Origin of the sequence: Shewanella sp. FJAT-51649 (assembly GCF_019457435.1) — a bacterium.
Lineage (GTDB): Bacteria > Pseudomonadota > Gammaproteobacteria > Enterobacterales > Shewanellaceae > Shewanella > Shewanella mangrovisoli.
Window position 1 is genome coordinate 1,298,105 of the sequence record NZ_CP080411.1, and the last position, 18,949, is coordinate 1,317,053.

Here is an 18,949-nt window from a genome sequence, read left to right on the forward strand (position 1 = left end):
GCCTAGTTATCGGGCTAAGGATGTGCTTGTGTTCGTATTTTTTCTATCGGATCTGAAGTAGATAGAAGTTGGGGGAATCGGCTTAAAATCGCGGCTAAACGGCCATCTTTCTTCATTGATTCAAGGCCTTTGTTAAACTCTGCCACTAAGGTTGTTTGATCGCTAACGGCCAAGGAAAACCCTAAATGAAATACTTCAGTCGCGATAGGATCGCCAACCTGCTCGAAGGCATCGGTATATTCATCGCCATGTTGTTTGATTAAATACTCAGCAAGGTTGTGACCTATTAAGACTAAGTCGATGCGTTTTAGAAATAATTTCTTAAGATTCATCTCATCTGAATTGCCTTCCTCTGTTGTGAGTCCCGCACCAGCTATCTCGGGTGGATTGGCATAGCCACGACCAATACCTATGGTGAAGGGCTTTAGCTCCGTTAATTGACTAAAACTTAACGGATTATCCTTGCGTTTATAGAACACAATTTGGACTGCTTGGATGGGATCGGAATAGTGCGCCCATTGCTCACGCTCTTTACGGTACCAAAGGCCAATAATGCCATCGGCTTGGCCGGTTTTAACAAGCAAGGCTGCCCGAGCGAAGGGATAGAATTTGACACTGGCATTGTAGCCGCGACGTTTAAAGGCTTCTTTGACCACAAGCGCGACGCCGCCTTGGTCAGGTAACTCACTGGTATAAAAGGGAGGGTAGTTAGTTGCGACCAATGTTAACTCTCGTCCCGCTAAACTGGGGGGCGGATAATCCTAAGAGCTGCAGTACAAGGCTAATCTTGATTAGCGACTTGAGGTTCATACTCGTCCCTTAAAATAAAGCGTCACTTTGCTGAGTATAGGGGCTGTTTGAACCTTGAGTGGGAATTTTGTGTGGTTGTTATTATGGTGAGAGCTATGACAACGGCAGTGGCGATAACTATGGTGACAACTATCTATAACTACAGCGAAAAATGGATATTTAGTCGAATCATCGCCTCGAAAAAATAGGGCTTATGGGAAAATGCCATAAGCCCTTAATCCTTTAATGTTTACCCATGGCTTAAAGTTGTACTTGCTCACCCCGATAGAGGCCGCGGGTAAGTTTATCTTTGTCTATCAGCAATAGCTCGCCAGATTGACCATTCTTAATGCTGCTATCTATCGCAATGATTTTATTATGGTAAAGCCCAAGAACCCGATCCTGCGAGGTATGGCCGACTATGATGTGGTCAACCTTAAAATAGTTAAGGATTTGGTCAATCTCTTTTTCGCTAAGTGCGTCTTTAAAGTAGCCTCGGTACCAAGTCGGACCATTGGTGAAAAACAGGAAGTTCAGCAGATCGTTTTGTTTTAGCACTTCTTTTTTATCGTCTAAATGCTGGCGAAATAACTGGTTGGCATCGCTGATATTGAGTTTACGCTCGACCCATTCCGGGCTTATTCCACCGTGCATAAATAGCAGATTGTTGATCTTCACCAGCGTGTTTTTACTGCGAAGCCAACGGCCGATTTCGGTGTCTTTATTGTAGAGCGCATCATAGCTGCGATTAAGCAATTCGGCTGAGGTTTTGTAACGCTCATTGATATAGCGTAAGTCGCCGCGAAACACCATTTGCTCGTGGTTACCCATAAGTAAATGTAATCGACCGCCGGCGGCTTGCGCCTCCTTATCTAACTCATATAAAAACCACAGAACTTCGTTGACTTGATGACCGCGGTCGAACATATCGCCTGTCATCACCATATGGCCATCACCAAAGGCCCAATGATTATTTTCATCAATAATCTTGTGGGCTTTAAGCAAATTAATCATCACGTCAAATTGGCCATGCACATCGCTCAGGGCCACAATTTTACCCGCATGGGTATAAGTGTCGGCTTCAACCTGAGGGGCTGCGTTATGGCGTAAAGGTTGTGGCAAGTTGCCGCAATCATTGGGGCGAGCCAATTGATTGTTTGCGATAGGAGTTTGTTTTAACTCACTCTGGCAGATCCAGTAGGCAGTGTTTTCTTTTCCTTGGTCGAGAAACACATAGGGGCCATCGGTGACTGGGGAGTTTGGCTCTGCACTGTAACTGGCAACGGAAAAAAAACTGAGCAGTGAGAATAAAACTCCTCGAGCGGCGATATTGCTGCGCTTTTTAGGTGACACGGACGAACACACATCCCGCGATGGGCTGTTGGCATGGGGTAGGCCTGATTCGGAGAGTATGCGCATTCGATGTTCCTTATTATTGTTTTACGTCACCTATTTAGGGCTGGTTAGCATAATGTTAATAATTGAATGCGGCAAGAGTCATCAAGAGGGGATCTGTTCATGGGTAAGCGATTGAAAGTCATGCTTATCTCAAAGAGAACTTGAGAGTTTATATTGAATACTGCGTTTTAAATGAGAGTGAATTTATTTTTATCAAAACCATTTAAATAAATATTCTATTTAAATTTACATCGTTATTTTAATCGTGCTGTATACGGTTATTTTTAAACCTGTTCATATCGATTTATTCCACTTAGTTGATTGGGTGACAATGTTTGATTAACGCTGATATGTGGATATTTGTGTTGAGGTTTAAATATTTTTGTTTATTTATTGCCAAATAAGTGTTGATAGTGGTAAAAGTCACGAGTATCACCTAATGGTATGATTTTACTGTGCTTCATTCGGTAATTTTTGCTTTTCTATTTTAAATCGTGCGATTTAATTTATTAAATCCTAGGTGAAAGTGTTTTTATTTTTATCTAAATAACAGATATGCATACCGTATGATTCCGTTTTTATTCAAATGCCAGCCACATAATCGGTTGGTATCCTCTATTACTCGTGCTTCTTCACTGATATCCCTTAACACTCGACCTCAAAACGTTCGTCATACGTTAACGTCCGTCATTTCTCTTATTCTGTCGAGTTTAATTGTGAGTGCGGCCAGCTTATTTATGGCGCCGACTCACGCCGATGATACTGAGCTTTATGTTTTCGAAGCGTCGGCCCGTAATGGCTCACGTCCGCAGGTGCTGATTATTTTCGATAACTCGGGCAGCATGAGCAGTCTCGCCTATGATGTCGAGGCGCCCTACGAGAATAAGCGCGCAGTAAACTATGCCCAATCGGGTAATTTATTCTATAGCCGAGGCTCATCGGAAAACGCGGCTGCGCCCAACCCTAGTTCAGGGCGGGAAAAACGTAAGTTCAAAGGGGCGCTCAATGGCTGCGAAAGCTCATGGGAATATCTGAATCGTTATGGCACCTTTACGGGATTCTTTAGAGAATATGGTTTTTCGGGAAGCTCGGGGTCTTGGAGAGAGTTTTCAGAGCTTAACGGGAGTTCCATTTCCGCCGTCGATTGTTTTGAGGATATTCAGGAAAACAAGTTCGGTAACGCTACAGGCGAAGCCCAAGGTTTACCCGTGGATAGCCTAGGGACGGCGAGCAAACCGGTTCGTTACACTAAAGCCAGTATTAGCTCGTCAGACAGTGTAAAGTCCGCGGCCAAGGCTAAGGCGGAAAAAACCGCGTTTGGTACTGGTAAAGTGGTTACCGTCTATACCGAAGATTACTTAAACTGGCTGCATGGTCCTAAAACTAGGGTCAATAAAACGCGACTGGCCTTGGCTAAAGATGCGATTGAAAGTGTGATTCTAACCACGCCGGGTGTGGATTTTGGTCTAGCGATTTTCAACATGAATGGCCCCTATGATGGGCAGCGTGACGGTGGGCGGATTATCTCTGGGATTAAGCCCATGTCCGCTGCCGCTAAAATTGATCTGCTCAAAGGGATCAATGATATTAACTACGCTCAAAATACCCCCTTATGCGAAACCCTCTATGAGGCGTACCGCTATTTTGGCGGGCAGAGTCAGTATTTTGGTGACGACGATAGCGATTACCATTATTACGATCAGTGGGGGCGCTATCAAGGGACTTACCAAGCGAAAAGAAACCCTTTTACCGATCCCGAAGCATTAGTCGTGGGGACCAATAATTATAACTCGCCCTTCAAACGTTGCCAAAACGAAGCCTATATTATCTATATCACCGACGGTGAACCCACGTTGGATAACGCGGCCGATGGTTTGGTTGAACAGTTAACTAAAGGTGTGGGAAAACATACCTCAAGCCCTGTCAGTTACCTTAGTGCGCTTTCGGGCTGGATGAGAAACGAAGACGTCAATCCTCATTCTGCGGGTAAGCAAACCGTTAGAACCTTTACCATCGGCTTTAGTGAAGGTGCGGCCAGTGCCGAACATTTACTTAAGCAGACCGCCGAAAATGGCGGAGGTAAGTATTTCGATGCGACCGATGCCAGTAAGTTACGCTCTTCATTACAAACGGCTTTAAACAATATCCTCGAAAAAAATGCCAGCTTTACCTCGCCCTCGGTGGCAAGTAATAACTTTAACCGAACGCAAACCTTTGATTCTGCTTATTACTCTATGTTCTTGCCGAACAAAGGGCCGAGATGGTTAGGCAATATCAAGAAATTTAAGGTGACCAGCAGTGGTGATGTTGTCGATAGCAAAGGTAACAATGCGATAGGTGAAGATGGCAACATCAAAGCCGAGGCCTGCTCCTATTGGACCTCGGCCGAAGAGTGTGGTGCGAGTGGCGATGGTAACGATGTGAAGCGGGGTGGAGTGCTAGGTGCAATGCAGCAGGCGAGTAGTCGCACCTTGTACAGTAATTTAGGCACGGGATTAAGCCCATTTACCCTGTCGAATGCCTCTCGCAAAGCGGGGGGCGATGCACGTTTGGCCTTGTATATGGGGGTCGATGAAACTGAGCTTAGCGAGCATTTTGATTGGGCTAAGGGCATCGATGTCGATAATGATAAGAATCAGGACCTCAGTGCTGCTAGTGGCGATAGTGACGCAACCCCCAATTGGCGCGCCGATATTATGGGGGATGCTTTACATTCCAAACCCTTAGCACTCAATTTTGGCTCAGAAGACCAGCCCGATATTCGGATTATCGTGGGGACTAACCATGGGTTCCTGCATATGTTCAAGGATGAAGGCGATAGCGTGTCTGAGACTTGGGGTTTTATCCCCTATGAGTTGCTGCCGAATTTTCGCGATCTGAAGGCGAATGCACCAACGGGCGTACACTCGGTATACGGCATTGATGGCTCGCCAGTCGCTTACACCAAAATGCAGGGCAAACGTATTGAAAAAGCGTGGGTGTTTGTGGGGATGCGCCGTGGGGGAAATGCTTATTATGCCCTCGATATCACTTCCCCCGATAATCCTAGTTTTATGTGGAGGATTGATGCCAGCTCACCGGGAATGGGTGAGTTAGGTCAATCCTGGTCGACGCCTGTCGTCACCACGATTCCGAGTGCCACTGGGGATAAACCCGTGCTTATCTTCGGGGCGGGATATTCCCCTGCGACTAAGGATGGCGCCGAGATTGGCAGCGACGATAGCCAAGGCCGAGGCGTGTTTATTGTCGATGCCGAAACGGGCGCATTAATTCATCAATTTGGTGGCAGTGGCGCCAATACCCAACTGCCTGGGATTGCGAATAGTATTCCGAGCAGTGTTGCCGTGTTAGACGGTAATGGCGATGGTAGAACGGATAGGATCTATGCCACAGACACCCAAGGGAATGTGTGGCGAATGGATATGCCTTCTGCAAATACCTCGACTTGGTCGGGATTTAAATTTGCCGTATTAGGGGATAGGAGTTCGGTGGCAAGTGACAGACGATTCTTCTCCGGCCCTACGGTCGCGCAGACCATTATCACTAATACTTTCGAGTTAACTCAGGTGGTGAATGGGAAATCGACCAAGACAGTGACTAAGCAGAATATTCCCTACGATGCCGTAGTTGTAGGCAGCGGTCATAGGGCGAAGCCTAACGATGTGTCTCGCTCGGATATGTTTTTTGCCTTGCAAGATAGGAATGTTGTGACCCAATCATTCCAAGGTAAACCTAATCAAAAGCCTGTGCCGAGCGCCTTAACTTTAAGTGACTTATACGATGTGACTGCTGCCGCACCACAGGATCAAGCTAGTGAAATAGCCTTTAGCAAAAAACGGGGGTGGTACTATCAGTTCCCTCTGAAAGGTCAAAAGAGCCTTTCGTCTGCAATCATAGTTGGGGGTGCTGTTCAGTTTACTAGCTTTGCACCTGGCAGTGATGCTTTGGCGGGCCAATGTTTGAGTTCGGGCAGGGGATTTCTTCATAAGAGAAATTTACAGAAGGGGACAAATGGTTACAGAACCGATTTCTTGTATGCCGGTGAACTGGTTTTGGATACACCGCAATTGGTCGTTCCCCCTGCTGCACAGCCCGATGATCCCAATGCTAAGGCTCCCACGCAGGATATGTTTTTGATTGGGGTTGGTAAGGCTGTACCCGAGGAGGCGACCTGCGAGAGCGGTAATCCTAAGTGTATTGGTAGTTGGCCCAAAGCACGTAAGATTTACTACTACGTAGATCAATGATGTAAAGCCTTAGCAAATTAACATGAGTGATAGCTTAATGATGAAATATGGTGCCGTTTGTCTGTTGCTGTTATGGGGGCTTCAATGGCATGCGATGGCGGCAGAAAAAGAGAAACGACAGGATTACAAATGCTATTTAGAAACGAATCAAGGATTTAAGCTGATGCGTTTCTCCTGGTTTGAATCTAAAGTCGAGCAGTATCAACTGTCTTTACCCGGAACAAAATTACCCCGTTTACCGCAGGATAAGCCGATAGCGCTCTATGTTAAGACGGTGCTGGAATGTGTGAAAAAGACGGAGAGTTTTACCCTCGAAGAGGCCAAGCAAGCCGAGCTTGCTCCTGAAAATCAAGGTTAACCGATTAGCTAAGTCTTTAAAGATACTTAGATAATCGCTTTGTGCTCAGGACTAAAATATGACGCCTTAGGTAGTAAACTTCCTAAGGCGTATGCTTTTAATTACCAACTTGATAAGAACGCTGCCGATTAGGATAGCTGCTCATTCAGATATTCAAGCCACTTCGAGGGTTGACCGTAAAAGCGGCTGTGATTGATAAGTTTTAAGTGACCTTCATCGGTCTCTAGCGCCACGGAGGGAAACCCTTGGGCGCCGAGCTGATTCATTAATGCCCGTGAAGCGACGATATGTTGATAAAGGGCCTCTTCATTTGTGGCGTATTCCCGGGCGAAGGCGGCGCCATCTATTCCCAATTTTTCCGCTAAAAGATGCAGGTTATTTTCATCGCTTGCGCACTTGCCATCGCGATAATGGGCTAGCTGCAGCGCATGTAAGTAGGCTAAATCATCGCCTCCTAAGGCGGCCACAGCGAGTAACGCCCTGATGGGCGGCGCCGAATCCAATAGGATACTCGTATCACGCAATAGGCCTTCGTAGTAGTTCTCTCCAAAGGCTTGTCCGGTTAGCGCGGCAATACGTTGGTCATGTGGCATCACATAGTCGCGCCATTGATTATCAATCTGTTTGCGTTTTGGGCCTGTGAGCATGCCGCCCGCGTGGAGTTTGATAGTAAATCCGGCAGCGGCTGCGGCATCAAACAGCGGTGCGGCCGCATAACACCAACCGCACAGAGGATCTATAATGGCATGTAAAACGGCTGGTGGATTTTCAGTGGTATTCATGGGTACTTCCTATAACACGGGCTTAAATGAACTTTGGCTTGAGTGCTAATCCAAGCACAATATCAGAGTGAATGGGCAGGGAATAGCATGCCCCGATGCGCTTACATGGGCCAGCGCATTTCACCCATAATCACTTTGGCGCTGATCTCAAGGCCCACATCGCTGGGGATTTGTGGGTAGAGTGCGAGCATCTTGGCGATTAAGTCCGCAGAATTTTTTGCTGTTTTAGCCGCATTTTCAAAGGCATGAATATAGTCGCGGGTAAAGCTAATCGCGCGCTGATCAAATCTCGCCCTGCCAAGATAATGTCCTGGGATCACCGTTTCGGGGGAGAGGGCGCTCATTTTATCCAAATGGGCTAACCAAGCCTGGCGAGACTCGATACTCTGGGTATCAGCTATCCAAACGTGCGTGTTATCAAATACTTCAACGCCGCCAGTGATGGTCTTCGCCGAAGGTACCCACAGGAAGGTATGCTTAGGATGTGCATCCTCTAGACCTTCAATCAGCACTTGTTCACCGTCGATACTAAAGCTATTGGTTGTCACCACCTTTGGCAACACTAATTGGCTCGGCGCATTGTCCTTTAAAATCGGTCCCCAGTAGGCGAGTTTGCCCTCCATCGAGGCTTTAATATCATCGACCGTGGTTTGGGTGGCGACGATTTCTACCTCGGGAAAGTTTTGCTTAATCACATCCAATCCAAAGTAAAAGTCTGGATCGCTGTGGCTGATATACACCAAGGTAAGTTTTTTGCCGCTGGCCTTAATGGTATCCACTAAGGTTTGGGCATCATTTTTTTGGAACTGAGCATCGACCAACATCATTTCATGCTCGCCACTGATAAAGCTGGAAGACACGGCAAAGATGCTGTTTTCGCCCGGATTAAAATGGCTCACTTGCAAAGGTGCGGCTTGCGCCGTAGCCATTCCCGTCACCAGCATTGCAGCGGCGAATTGGGGTTTGAAGCTGGCTAAGCTGAGGTTGTTCAATAGTGTCATTTCAGTTCTCACTTATTCATTCAATAGGCATTCGGTGATTTGCACTGCTGCAAAAGTGAGCTTAGTTTAGGTTGCAAAAAACGTTAGATAAACACGGAAAATTGCGCTTGTTTATTGCATAATTCGGATGAATTGGCGTTGAAAGCCGAATATCTAGTGCAAGCTAATCCACAAGGGAGAATTACCATGGATAGACTCGAAGCGGCAAAAGTGTTTGTGACTATTGTCGAACGGGGGAGCATGGTTGGCGCCGCCGAGGCGTTAGACATGTCGCGCTCCATGGTGACCCGTTATTTGGCCGAGATGGAAGAATGGTCGGGCGCCCGTTTATTGCACCGCTCCACAAGACGTTTGAGCTTGACCAGTGCGGGGGAGCAAGTGCTCGATTATTGTCAGCGCTTGCTTGAGCTAGCGCAGGAAGTGCCCGCCGTCAGTCATGCTCAGAGTGCCCAGCCCCGAGGGCTACTGCGGATCAGTTGCTCGCAATTTATGGCGCATTTACTCCTTCCCACCGTCGTGCGTCCATATTTGGCCCAATACCCACAGGCGAGTGTGAATTTTCATGTGACGAGTCAAACCGTTGATTTAGTGGCTGAACGAATCGATCTTGCCATTCGAATCACCAACGAACTCGACCCTACGCTTATCGCAAGACGTTTAGGCGAGTGTGAGTCTGTGGTGTGCGCTGCACCGAGTTATCTTGCCAGCCATTCGGCCATCACGCATCCCGAGGATTTAACCCGGCATAACTGCCTGACCTATTCCTACTTTGGCGATGTGATGTGGCGATTCACTCAAACGCCTGTCGCCGCGAGGGTGACACTAACGCAGGGAGTTGGGCAGGTATTTAATATTCCGGTGAAGGGCAATCTAAGTGCCAATGACTCTATGGTGGTGTTAAATGCCACCTTGGCGGGGGAGGGAATTGCCATGCAGCCCCTGTGGGCGGCAAAACCGCACATCGATTCGGGGGCATTAGTGCCATTGCTGCGGGAATATAAACCTCAATCCCTAGGCGTGTATGGGGTGTATCAATCCCGCAAACATATGCAGCCCGCATTAAGGGTGATGATGGATATGCTAGTGCAGCATTTTAATGGGGCAATATAAGGGCGTGATCTTGAATGCGCGACTTGCAACTTGTGTTTGCATCTCTATGAGATAGCGGTGACTGGGTTGCGTTGTTCGTTCGACTCTGTCCCTCGGTTAACGTCATTTGGGAATCGTTATTCAGCCCCCGCTCCTTCCTTCGATTTATATTTTGCGTCAGACGCTTAAAGCCCATTGCGGCTATTTTCTGTTCAGCTATATTGGTTGGGATATTTTTGTTTTAAATGTGCAACTTAGGTCCCACCCTCCCTTGCTGAGCAGACGATATGAGCGAAGATATTAAAGATCACAAAGAAATTACCCGCGCGAATATTCGCGTCAATGCCCAGCTCGATGTGCCCTTTTTGGCGATGAACACCCTAGCGGCCATCATCGCCAGCTACGGACTCTTGGCCAACAGCGCTGCCGTGGTCATTGGCGCCATGATTGTCGCTATGCTGTTTTCCCCCATTTTAGGCTTGGCATTAGGACTGGTAGAAGGGGAAAAACTCTTAGTTCGCCATGCCATTAAGAGTTTAATCGTGGGGAGTATTCTGGTTTATTTCACCGCCTTTTTAATTGGCTTTCTGCATTCCGATATTCCTATCACGCCGGAGATCATGGCGAGAACGGCGCCGAACTTTCTCGATTTAATGGTCGCGTTTGCGGGCGGTGCGGCAGGTGCCTATGCGACTATTTCGCCGCGGTTAAGTACTTCCTTTGTGGGGGTGGCGATTGCTACCGCATTAGTGCCGCCTCTGTGTGCCTCGGCGATATTGCTAGGTCATGGTAATTTTGAACTCGCCCGAGGAGCCTTCTTACTGACGTTTACCAACATAGTCGCCATCCAATTTGTGTCCTCCGTGGTGCTGTGGTTGAACGGTTTTCATGGATTTTATTTTTGGCAAAAAAGCTCACTGTGGGAGTTGCTGAAACGTAACTTCATCACATTGATCCTGCTGGTTATTTTAGTCATTGCCCTCAGCGTGAATCTGCATAATGTGGTGGCAAGGCAATTGTATGAGAGCAAAGTGACTCGCATTGTGAGCGAGCAGCTACTCAAGTTCCCCAATATGCGGTTGATTAAAGTTGGGATTGAGGAAGAGGCCAGTCAATGGATAGTGAGGGTGACCGTTGGCGGAATAAAAAAACCAGATGCCAGCTTTGTGCAACTACTGGAGAGTGAGTTGACGCAGGCGGGGCAAGAAAAACCAGCGACCGTGCGCGTGCGTTACTTTCAGGTCGATGTGATTGACCGCGATGGTGATGTTAAAGCGATTCAGGAGCAGGATTAGTAGGCTTAACTTTTGTGCATTAAAAGAAAGCCCCGCAATTGCGGGGCTTTTTATGTACCTATAAACGATTGCGCTTACTTGGTCATACGCTTGTATTTTAAGCGGTGTGGCTCAACCACATCGGCACCATAGGTGTTCTTCAACCACGCAGAGTATTCGGTGTAGTTACCTTCGTAGAAGTTCACTTGGCCTTCGTCGCGGTAGTCCAGAATATGGGTCGCGATACGGTCTAAGAACCAACGGTCGTGCGAGATCACCATAGCGCAACCTGGGAACTCGAGGATCGCTTCCTCCAGTGCGCGCAGGGTTTCAACGTCTAAGTCGTTGGTTGGTTCGTCGAGGAGCAGTACGTTACCGCCAGCTTGCAGCAGTTTAGCTAAGTGAACACGGTTACGTTCACCGCCCGACAGAGTGCCGATAACCTTCTGTTGATCCGCGCCACGGAAGTTGAAGCGGCCCACATAGGCGCGGCTTGGGATTTCCATGTTGTTGATACGCATGATGTCTTGACCACCAGAGATTTCTTGCCAAATGGTGTTCTTGTCATTCATTGAGTCGCGGAACTGTTCAACCGACGCCAGTTGCACGGTTTCACCTAACTCGATGGTGCCGCTATCCGGTTGCTCGCTGCCTGACAGCATACGGAACAGGGTCGATTTACCTGCGCCGTTGGCACCGATAATACCGACGATCGCGCCCTTAGGAATGGAGAACGACAGGTTATCGATCAGCACGCGGTCACCATAGGATTTGGTTAAGTTGTTAACCTCAATCACTTTGTCACCTAAACGCGGTCCGGGCGGAATAAACAGCTCGTTGGTTTCGTTACGTTTTTGGTAATCAGTGGTATTCAGCTCTTCGAAGCGCGCCATACGGGCTTTGCCCTTAGACTGACGGCCTTTCGCACCTTGGCGAACCCATTCTAATTCCTTAGCGATGGTCTTTTGACGGGCGCTTTCAGCGGCAGATTCCTGCTTTAAGCGAGCATCTTTTTGCTCAAGCCATGAAGAGTAGTTGCCTTCCCATGGGATACCCTCACCACGGTCAAGTTCTAAAATCCAGCCAGCGGCATTGTCGAGGAAGTAACGGTCGTGGGTAATCGCCACAACGGTGCCCGAATATTCCTGCAGGAAGTGTTCGAGCCAAGCGACTGATTCGGCGTCCAAGTGGTTGGTGGGTTCGTCGAGCAGCAGCATCTCTGGTTTTTCCAGCAGCAGACGACAAATCGCCACACGACGGCGCTCACCACCCGATAAGACTTCAATCTTCTCGTCCCAATCTGGCAGACGCAGGGCGTTCGCCGCACGCTCGAGGATGTTATCCAGATTGTGGGCGTCCTGCGCTTGAATGATCGCTTCGAGTTCGCCCTGCTCTTTGGCAAGCGAGTCAAAGTCCGCATCGGGATCCGCGTAAGCGGCATAGACTTCGTCTAAGCGTTTGAGGGCATTTTTGGCTTCAGAAACCGCTTCTTCAATCGCTTCACGCACGGTTTGCGTCGGATCGAGTTTCGGTTCTTGCGGCAGGTAACCAATCTTCAGCCCTGGCATTGGACGCGCTTCACCTTCAATCTCGGTATCGATACCGGCCATGATGCGCAGTAGGGTGGATTTACCTGAACCGTTAAGACCTAACACACCGATCTTAGCGCCGGGGAAAAAGCTTAAGGAAATGTCTTTAAGGATCTGCTTCTTGGGAGGAACAACCTTGCCCACCCGCAGCATGCTGTAAACAAACTGAGCCATTTTTCTGCATCTATAAGTGACTAATGATGCGGCTAATTCTACTCGATTGCGCGCCGAACTCAACTCGGCATTGAGGCGAGTTCAAGGTAAAACTGTAGGATTTTCATGTTTCAGAGACTGGGATTGTCGGCTAGTTACGAGTAGAATACCGCGCAACCCTACCTACAAGAATTGGCAGCTGGAGTAAGCAATGCTGAAAAAAGATATGAATATCGCAGATTATGATCCGGAACTGTTCAACGCAATTCAGAACGAAACTCTGCGTCAAGAAGAGCATATTGAGCTGATTGCTTCTGAAAACTACACCAGTCCACGCGTGATGCAAGCGCAAGGTTCACAATTAACCAACAAGTACGCCGAAGGTTATCCTGGCAAGCGTTATTACGGTGGTTGTGAGTATGTGGACGTAGTTGAAACCTTAGCGATTGAGCGTGCAAAACAACTGTTTGGTGCGACCTACGCAAACGTACAACCTCATTCAGGTTCTCAAGCAAACAGCGCCGTTTACATGGCATTGTTAAAACCAGGCGATACCGTTTTAGGTATGAACCTCGCTCACGGTGGTCACTTGACCCACGGTTCACCTGTTAACTTCTCCGGTAGACTGTACAACATCATTCCTTACGGTATCGATGAATCAGGCAAAATCGACTACGACGAAATGGAACGTCTGGCGGTTGAACATAAGCCTAAGATGATGATCGGTGGTTTCTCTGCTTACTCAGGTATCGTTGACTGGGCAAGAATGCGCGAAATCGCAGACAAAATCGGTGCTTACCTGTTTGTCGACATGGCGCACGTTGCGGGTCTTATCGCCGCTGGTGTGTATCCAAACCCTGTGCCACACGCGCACGTTGTGACGTCAACCACTCACAAGACCTTAGCCGGTCCTCGTGGTGGTATCATTCTGTCTGCTGCCGATGATGAAGAGCTATACAAAAAGCTGAACTCAGCGGTATTCCCTGGCGGTCAAGGTGGTCCTTTGATGCACGTTATCGCGGGTAAAGCGGTAGCCTTCAAAGAAGCTTTAGAGCCAGAGTTCAAAGCTTACCAACAACAAGTGGTTAAGAACGCTAAAGCCATGGTTGAAGTGTTCTTAGAGCGCGGTTACAAGATCGTTTCTGGCGGTACTGACAACCACTTGATGCTGGTGGACTTAATTGGTCGCGACCTGACGGGTAAAGAAGCCGATGCCGCTTTAGGTAGTGCGAACATCACAGTAAACAAAAACTCTGTGCCAAACGATCCACGCTCTCCTTTCGTGACCTCTGGTGTGCGTATCGGTACGCCTGCGATCACTCGCCGTGGCTTTAAAGAAGCTGAAGCGAAAGAGTTAACCGGTTGGATCTGTGACATCCTCGACGATGCCCACAACCCTGCAGTCATCGAGCGCGTAAAAGGCCAAGTATTGGCACTGTGCGCCCGTTTCCCTGTTTACGGTTAATTCGTTAATTTATCTGAATATGGCGGCTGAGTTCACAACTGCTTAGGGGGTCACTCTTAGGTAGTTAACCTCAGCCGATAAATAGGATAAAATCCCATGGCCGCATTAAGCGGCCATTTTTATTGCTAAAATCTTAGACTTAAACCCGCTCGGTTTAAGCAAGCTACAGCGAAAGCCATAGGCTTTATTCCATTCACGGCAGGAGGCTCAATGCATTGTCCATTTTGCAGCGCGACAGATACTAAAGTGATCGATTCCCGATTAGTGGCGGAAGGCCATCAAGTGCGTCGTCGCCGAGAATGCACCGAATGCCACGAAAGATTTACCACCTTCGAAGGGGCTGAATTAGTCATGCCACGGGTGATTAAACGTGATGGCACGCGCCAACCCTTCGATGAGGAAAAGCTGCAAGCAGGTATGTTACGCGCGGTCGAAAAGCGTCCCGTGTCTATGGATGAAATCGAGCAGGCCTTAAGTAAAATCAAGTCAACGCTGCGGGCTACTGGCGAGCGTGAAGTGCCATCTGAGATGATAGGTAACTTGATGATGGAACAGTTAATGAGCTTAGATAAGGTTGCCTATATTCGTTTTGCCTCGGTTTATCGCGCCTTTGAAGACGTCTCCGAATTTGGCGAGGCGATTGCGAAACTGCAAAAGTAATGTGGGTTATCTTAGGTTAGCGCCTCGTTTTGCGCCGCATTCGGGCACGCTTCCTCAAGATTTCATAGGGTTTATATGAATTGGTCAGAACTCGATAACCAGATGATGAGCCGAGCCATACAACTGGCTCGCAAAGGATTTTATACCACTCGCCCCAATCCCAGTGTGGGCTGCGTTATCGTAAAAGATAATCAGATTGTTGGTGAAGGTTATCATCAAAAAGCTGGCGAGCCCCACGCCGAGGTGCATGCACTGCGGATGGCTGGCGAGCTTGCCCGTGGCGCCACCGCCTATGTCACCTTAGAACCTTGTAGCCATTATGGCCGCACACCGCCGTGTGCCTTGGCGCTGATCAATATTGGTGTAAAACGTGTAGTGGTCGCGGTTGAAGATCCCAATCCGCAGGTGGGTGGCCGCGGTATCCAAATGCTGCGCGATGCGGGCATTCAAGTGGATGTCGGTTTACATCGCGACGAAGCTTACGCTTTAAATCTTGGTTTTATGAAGCGCATGGAGTCGGGCCTACCTTGGGTGACGGTAAAGCTTGCCGCGAGTCTCGATGGTAAAACCGCGCTATCCAACGGTGTCTCTAAGTGGATTACAGGCCCCGAAGCTCGCCGCGATGTGCAGCGCTTACGTTTGCGCGCCTGCGCACTGGTCACTGGGATTGAAACCGTGCTGGCCGATGACCCTTCGCTCAATGTGCGCGACTCAGAGCTTGGCAGTCTTAGCTCGCAATTGAGTGAAGCGCAAATTTTACAACCGCTGCGGGTGATTTTAGATAGTCGCTGCCGCATGCCGATTACGGCAGCCTTGCTTGCGATTGAATCGCCGATTTTATTAGTCTCAACAGAGCCTTACTTGCCAGCCTTTGTGGCGCAGTTGCCCGCCCATGTGACTTGTCTTCAATTACCGGCGATTGATGGTCGAATCTCGCTGCCCGCACTCTTAAGCTATTTAGGCAAAAGCTGTAATCAGGTGCTTATCGAAGCGGGCGCGACCTTAGCGGGTGCCTTTATCGGCGCGGGATTAGCCGATGAGTTAGTGCTGTATCAAGCGATGAAAATCCTTGGCGCACAAGGACGTAATCTACTCGAATTACCCGATTATCAAATGATGGCCGATATTCCGACCCTCAAACTGGTCGATGAGCGTAAAGTGGGCGCGGATATGCGTTTCACCTTGCGGCTCACGTCCAATCCATTTTTAGCGAATAAGTGAGTTAACCATGTTTACTGGGATTATTGAGGCCGTAGGCACGCTGCGAAAACTTGAACGTAAGGGCGATGATATTCGTTTAACGGTCGCCAGTGGCAAACTGGATTTAAGCGATGTGCGTTTAGGCGACAGTATCGCCACCAATGGTGTGTGTTTGACTGTGGTTCAGCAATTAGCCGATGGCTATGTGGCGGATGTGTCGGCTGAAACTGTCAGTCTCACAGGCTTTGCTAACTATAAAGTGGGCACCAAGGTTAATCTTGAAAAAGCCGTTACCCCGACAACTCGCCTCGGCGGGCACATGGTGAGCGGCCATGTGGATGGCATTGCCACCGTAGAGCAGCGTCTTGCTCGTGGTCAAGCGATTGAGTTTTGGTTAGCGGCGCCTGCGGAGCTAGCTCGCTATATCGCCCATAAAGGTTCTATCACCATCGATGGTGTGAGCCTCACGGTAAACGAGGTCGATGGATACCGTTTTCGTTTAACCATAGTGCCTCATACGGCGGGTGAAACCACACTGGTGGATTTAAAAGCCGGTGATAAGGTGAATATTGAAGTGGATTTAATCGCCCGCTATTTAGAGCGTTTAATGCGCTTTGACACTAAAGAAACCCAAGGCGGGGTGACCATGGAAATGTTAGCCCGTGCTGGCTTTGTGCGTTAGGGCACTGGCACTTAGCTCACTTAGGTATAGAATTTCATAACAACTGTAAAATCATAAAGGTCCTACAATGGCGCTGCACAGTATAGAAGAGATCATCGAGGATATTCGTCAAGGCAAAATGGTTATTTTGATGGATGACGAAGACAGAGAAAACGAAGGCGACCTGATTATGGCGGCCGAGCTGGTGACGCCAGAAGCGATTAACTTTATGGCGAAATACGGTCGTGGACTCATCTGCCAAACGATGACTAAGGCCCGTTGCCAGCAGTTAAACCTGCCCTTGATGGTGACTAACAACAATGCGCAGTTCTCGACTAACTTTACGGTATCGATTGAAGCGGCAGAAGGCGTAACCACCGGGATTTCGGCCCACGATCGCGCCGTAACGGTTAAAGCGGCCGTGGCTAAAGATGCCAAGGCATCGGATTTAGTACAACCTGGTCATATCTTCCCATTAATGGCGCAGGACGGCGGCGTGTTAACCCGCGCAGGTCACACTGAAGCGGGCTGTGATTTAGCCCGTTTAGCTGGGCTTGAGCCATCGGGGGTGATTGTTGAGATCCTCAATGAAGACGGCACTATGGCTCGTCGCCCCGATTTAGAGATTTTCTCTGAATTACATGGGATTAAAATCGGCACTATTGCGGCGCTTATCGAATACCGTAACACCAAAGAAACCACAGTCGTGCGCGAAGCCAAATGTAAACTGCCAACCCGCTTTGGTGAGTTCGATATGGTGACCTTTAGGGACACTATCGACAATCAACTGCACTTTGCCTTAGTGAAGGGCGAGGTGAAACCGGATTGCTTAGTGCGCGTACATTTACAAAATACCTTCAACGATTTACTCCACTCGGAGCGCGATCAGCAGCGTAGCTGGCCGCTTGAAAAAGCCATGGAGCGCATTTCTGCCGAAGGTGGAGTGTTGGTGCTACTGGGCAATCAAGAGCATACCTGTGAAATTCTCTCTAAAGTCAAAGCCTTTGAAGCAGAAGATCAAGGTCAAGCGCCAGCCTCTGCAAAATGGCAAGGCACTTCACGCCGCGTGGGTGTAGGTTCGCAAATCCTTGCCAGCCTTGGGGTAACCAAAATGCGTCTCTTAAGTTCGCCTAAGCGTTATCACTCGCTCTCTGGCTTTGGGCTTGAAGTGACGGAATACGTAGCGGAGTAACAGGCCGAGCTTGTTAGACGTTGCACTAAGGTAAAATTAATCATTTGTATAATTTGCATAGGGCTGTGGGCGATTGACTGTGGTATCATGTCGCCACTTTTCGCCCAAGCCGGGTGCTTTAGCTAAATTAGGTAAGAAAATGAACGTAGTTCAAGGTAATATCGAAGCGAAGAATGCCAAAGTTGCGATTGTAATTTCGCGTTTTAACAGCTTTTTAGTTGAGAGCCTGCTTGAAGGTGCACTTGACACGCTGAAACGTTTTGGCCAAGTCAGTGATGAAAACATCACTGTCGTCCGTGTACCTGGTGCGGTTGAGTTACCGCTGGCTGCACGTCGTGTTGCCGCAAGTGGTAAGTTTGACGGTATCATCGCACTTGGTGCTGTGATCCGTGGTGGTACCCCTCATTTTGATTTTGTTGCAGGTGAATGTAACAAAGGTCTAGCTCAAATCGCATTAGAGTTCGATCTGCCCGTTGCCTTCGGTGTATTGACGACAGATACCATTGAACAAGCCATTGAGCGTTCAGGTACTAAAGCAGGTAACAAGGGCGGCGAAGCTGCGCTAAGCTTGCTTGAAATGGTCAATGTTCTGCAACAGCTAGAACAACAGTTGTAATAGTAGGAAAAATAATGAAGCCTTCTGAGCGCCGCAAGGCCCGCCGTTTAGCCGTACAAGCCATTTATTCATGGCAACTAAGCGGGAATAATATTGCCGATGTCGAGCATGAGTTTTTAACTGAACAAAGCCTCGACGGTGTAGATATAGCTTATTTTCGTGAGTTATTTGCAGGCGTAGCAACTAAGAAAACCCAACTGGATGAGTTGTTCATTCCACACTTAGACCGCCCCATTGATGAGGTGTCGCCAGTGGAGAAGGCCATAGTTCGCTTAGCGGCCTATGAGCTGACTTTCCGTAAAGATGTGCCGTTCAAAGTCGCGATTAACGAGGCGATTGAACTGGCTAAAGCTTTCGGTGCGGATGAAAGCCATAAGTTTGTTAATGGATTACTCGACAAACTGGTTGCACGTAAGTAATAAGGACAAACGGTATCTTAGGATGCCGTTTTTCATTGCTAACAAAGGTGGCCGAT

Annotated in this window: 16 protein-coding genes; 11 read left to right on the forward strand and 5 right to left on the reverse strand. The window is 48.5% G+C overall.

What is annotated here, in order from left to right:
* Positions 1–14: 14 nt before the first annotated feature.
* Together K0H59_RS05850 and K0H59_RS05855 are read right to left on the reverse strand one after the other, a co-directional pair.
* On the reverse strand, positions 15–722 hold the full coding sequence (locus K0H59_RS05850) for a transporter substrate-binding domain-containing protein (RefSeq protein ID WP_258405896.1): 708 nt from the start codon (positions 720–722) through the stop codon (positions 15–17).
* A gap of 328 nt (positions 723–1,050) precedes the next feature.
* Positions 1,051–2,208, reverse strand: coding sequence for a metallophosphoesterase (locus K0H59_RS05855; RefSeq protein WP_220054947.1), 1,158 nt, complete (start codon positions 2,206–2,208; stop codon positions 1,051–1,053).
* Between the two features lie 545 nt (positions 2,209–2,753).
* Between K0H59_RS05855 and K0H59_RS05860 the strand changes: the two genes are divergently transcribed.
* On the forward strand, positions 2,754–6,434 hold the full coding sequence (locus tag K0H59_RS05860; RefSeq protein WP_220054948.1) for a PilC/PilY family type IV pilus protein: 3,681 nt from the start codon (positions 2,754–2,756) through the stop codon (positions 6,432–6,434).
* Positions 6,435–6,456: 22 nt separating this feature from the next.
* The gene (locus K0H59_RS05865; RefSeq protein WP_088210830.1) at positions 6,457–6,792 is read left to right on the forward strand and encodes a TapY2 family type IVa secretion system protein; all 336 of its coding nucleotides are present in this window, start codon (positions 6,457–6,459) and stop codon (positions 6,790–6,792) included.
* A gap of 128 nt (positions 6,793–6,920) precedes the next feature.
* Here K0H59_RS05865 and K0H59_RS05870 read toward each other — a convergent pair whose 3' ends face one another.
* Together K0H59_RS05870 and K0H59_RS05875 are read right to left on the reverse strand one after the other, a co-directional pair.
* Complete coding sequence (locus tag K0H59_RS05870; protein WP_220054949.1) at positions 6,921–7,574, reverse strand: DsbA family protein; 654 nt, start codon at positions 7,572–7,574, stop codon at positions 6,921–6,923.
* A 101-nt stretch (positions 7,575–7,675) separates the two neighbouring features.
* Entirely contained in the window at positions 7,676–8,575 is a 900-nt protein-coding gene (locus tag K0H59_RS05875; RefSeq protein ID WP_220054950.1) for an MBL fold metallo-hydrolase, read from the reverse strand.
* 186 nt (positions 8,576–8,761) lie between these two features.
* On the opposite strand from K0H59_RS05875, the gene K0H59_RS05880 reads away from it, so the two are divergent.
* Both K0H59_RS05880 and K0H59_RS05885 read left to right on the forward strand, forming a co-directional pair.
* Complete coding sequence (locus tag K0H59_RS05880; RefSeq protein WP_220054951.1) at positions 8,762–9,685, forward strand: LysR family transcriptional regulator; 924 nt, start codon at positions 8,762–8,764, stop codon at positions 9,683–9,685.
* A 266-nt stretch (positions 9,686–9,951) separates the two neighbouring features.
* Entirely contained in the window at positions 9,952–10,959 is a 1,008-nt protein-coding gene (locus tag K0H59_RS05885; RefSeq protein ID WP_220054952.1) for a TIGR00341 family protein, read from the forward strand.
* A gap of 74 nt (positions 10,960–11,033) precedes the next feature.
* Here the strand turns inward: K0H59_RS05885 and ettA are convergent, their stop codons facing one another.
* Positions 11,034–12,701 carry an energy-dependent translational throttle protein EttA gene (ettA, locus tag K0H59_RS05890; protein ID WP_220054953.1) on the reverse strand — a complete coding sequence of 556 codons (1,668 nt, stop codon included), beginning with the start codon at positions 12,699–12,701 and terminating at the stop codon, positions 11,034–11,036.
* Positions 12,702–12,891: 190 nt separating this feature from the next.
* Here ettA and glyA point away from each other — a divergent pair, with 190 nt between their 5' ends.
* The 7 genes from glyA (at position 12,892) to nusB (ending at position 18,893) form a co-directional block, all read left to right on the forward strand.
* Positions 12,892–14,145 carry a serine hydroxymethyltransferase gene (gene glyA, locus K0H59_RS05895; RefSeq protein WP_011625551.1) on the forward strand — a complete coding sequence of 418 codons (1,254 nt, stop codon included), beginning with the start codon at positions 12,892–12,894 and terminating at the stop codon, positions 14,143–14,145.
* 210 nt (positions 14,146–14,355) lie between these two features.
* The gene (nrdR, locus tag K0H59_RS05900; RefSeq protein WP_011073317.1) at positions 14,356–14,805 is read left to right on the forward strand and encodes a transcriptional regulator NrdR; all 450 of its coding nucleotides are present in this window, start codon (positions 14,356–14,358) and stop codon (positions 14,803–14,805) included.
* A 75-nt stretch (positions 14,806–14,880) separates the two neighbouring features.
* Positions 14,881–16,026, forward strand: coding sequence for a bifunctional diaminohydroxyphosphoribosylaminopyrimidine deaminase/5-amino-6-(5-phosphoribosylamino)uracil reductase RibD (gene ribD, locus K0H59_RS05905; protein WP_220054954.1), 1,146 nt, complete (start codon positions 14,881–14,883; stop codon positions 16,024–16,026).
* A gap of 7 nt (positions 16,027–16,033) precedes the next feature.
* Entirely contained in the window at positions 16,034–16,687 is a 654-nt protein-coding gene (locus tag K0H59_RS05910) for a riboflavin synthase (protein WP_088210823.1), read from the forward strand.
* A 67-nt stretch (positions 16,688–16,754) separates the two neighbouring features.
* On the forward strand, positions 16,755–17,858 hold the full coding sequence (gene ribBA, locus K0H59_RS05915) for a bifunctional 3,4-dihydroxy-2-butanone-4-phosphate synthase/GTP cyclohydrolase II (protein WP_011716202.1): 1,104 nt from the start codon (positions 16,755–16,757) through the stop codon (positions 17,856–17,858).
* Between the two features lie 139 nt (positions 17,859–17,997).
* Positions 17,998–18,474, forward strand: coding sequence for a 6,7-dimethyl-8-ribityllumazine synthase (gene ribE / locus K0H59_RS05920; protein ID WP_011073313.1), 477 nt, complete (start codon positions 17,998–18,000; stop codon positions 18,472–18,474).
* A gap of 14 nt (positions 18,475–18,488) precedes the next feature.
* Positions 18,489–18,893: a transcription antitermination factor NusB gene (nusB, locus tag K0H59_RS05925; RefSeq protein ID WP_088210822.1), complete on the forward strand. Its 405-nt coding sequence runs from the start codon at positions 18,489–18,491 to the stop codon at positions 18,891–18,893.
* Positions 18,894–18,949 lie beyond the last annotated feature (56 nt).

Coding starts and splice junctions, on each gene's coding strand:
- K0H59_RS05860 (WP_220054948.1), top strand. CDS start 2,754: ATGATTCCGTTTTTATTCAAATGCCAGCCACATAATCGGTTGGTATCC.
- K0H59_RS05885 (WP_220054952.1), top strand. CDS start 9,952: ATGAGCGAAGATATTAAAGATCACAAAGAAATTACCCGCGCGAATATT.
- K0H59_RS05865 (WP_088210830.1), top strand. CDS start 6,457: ATGAGTGATAGCTTAATGATGAAATATGGTGCCGTTTGTCTGTTGCTG.
- ribBA (WP_011716202.1), top strand. CDS start 16,755: ATGGCGCTGCACAGTATAGAAGAGATCATCGAGGATATTCGTCAAGGC.
- nrdR (WP_011073317.1), top strand. CDS start 14,356: ATGCATTGTCCATTTTGCAGCGCGACAGATACTAAAGTGATCGATTCC.
- nusB (WP_088210822.1), top strand. CDS start 18,489: ATGAAGCCTTCTGAGCGCCGCAAGGCCCGCCGTTTAGCCGTACAAGCC.
- K0H59_RS05875 (WP_220054950.1), bottom strand. CDS start 8,575: ATGACACTATTGAACAACCTCAGCTTAGCCAGCTTCAAACCCCAATTC.
- K0H59_RS05855 (WP_220054947.1), bottom strand. CDS start 2,208: ATGCGCATACTCTCCGAATCAGGCCTACCCCATGCCAACAGCCCATCG.
- K0H59_RS05910 (WP_088210823.1), top strand. CDS start 16,034: ATGTTTACTGGGATTATTGAGGCCGTAGGCACGCTGCGAAAACTTGAA.
- ettA (WP_220054953.1), bottom strand. CDS start 12,701: ATGGCTCAGTTTGTTTACAGCATGCTGCGGGTGGGCAAGGTTGTTCCT.
- ribD (WP_220054954.1), top strand. CDS start 14,881: ATGAATTGGTCAGAACTCGATAACCAGATGATGAGCCGAGCCATACAA.
- K0H59_RS05880 (WP_220054951.1), top strand. CDS start 8,762: ATGGATAGACTCGAAGCGGCAAAAGTGTTTGTGACTATTGTCGAACGG.
- glyA (WP_011625551.1), top strand. CDS start 12,892: ATGCTGAAAAAAGATATGAATATCGCAGATTATGATCCGGAACTGTTC.
- ribE (WP_011073313.1), top strand. CDS start 17,998: ATGAACGTAGTTCAAGGTAATATCGAAGCGAAGAATGCCAAAGTTGCG.
- K0H59_RS05870 (WP_220054949.1), bottom strand. CDS start 7,574: ATGAATACCACTGAAAATCCACCAGCCGTTTTACATGCCATTATAGAT.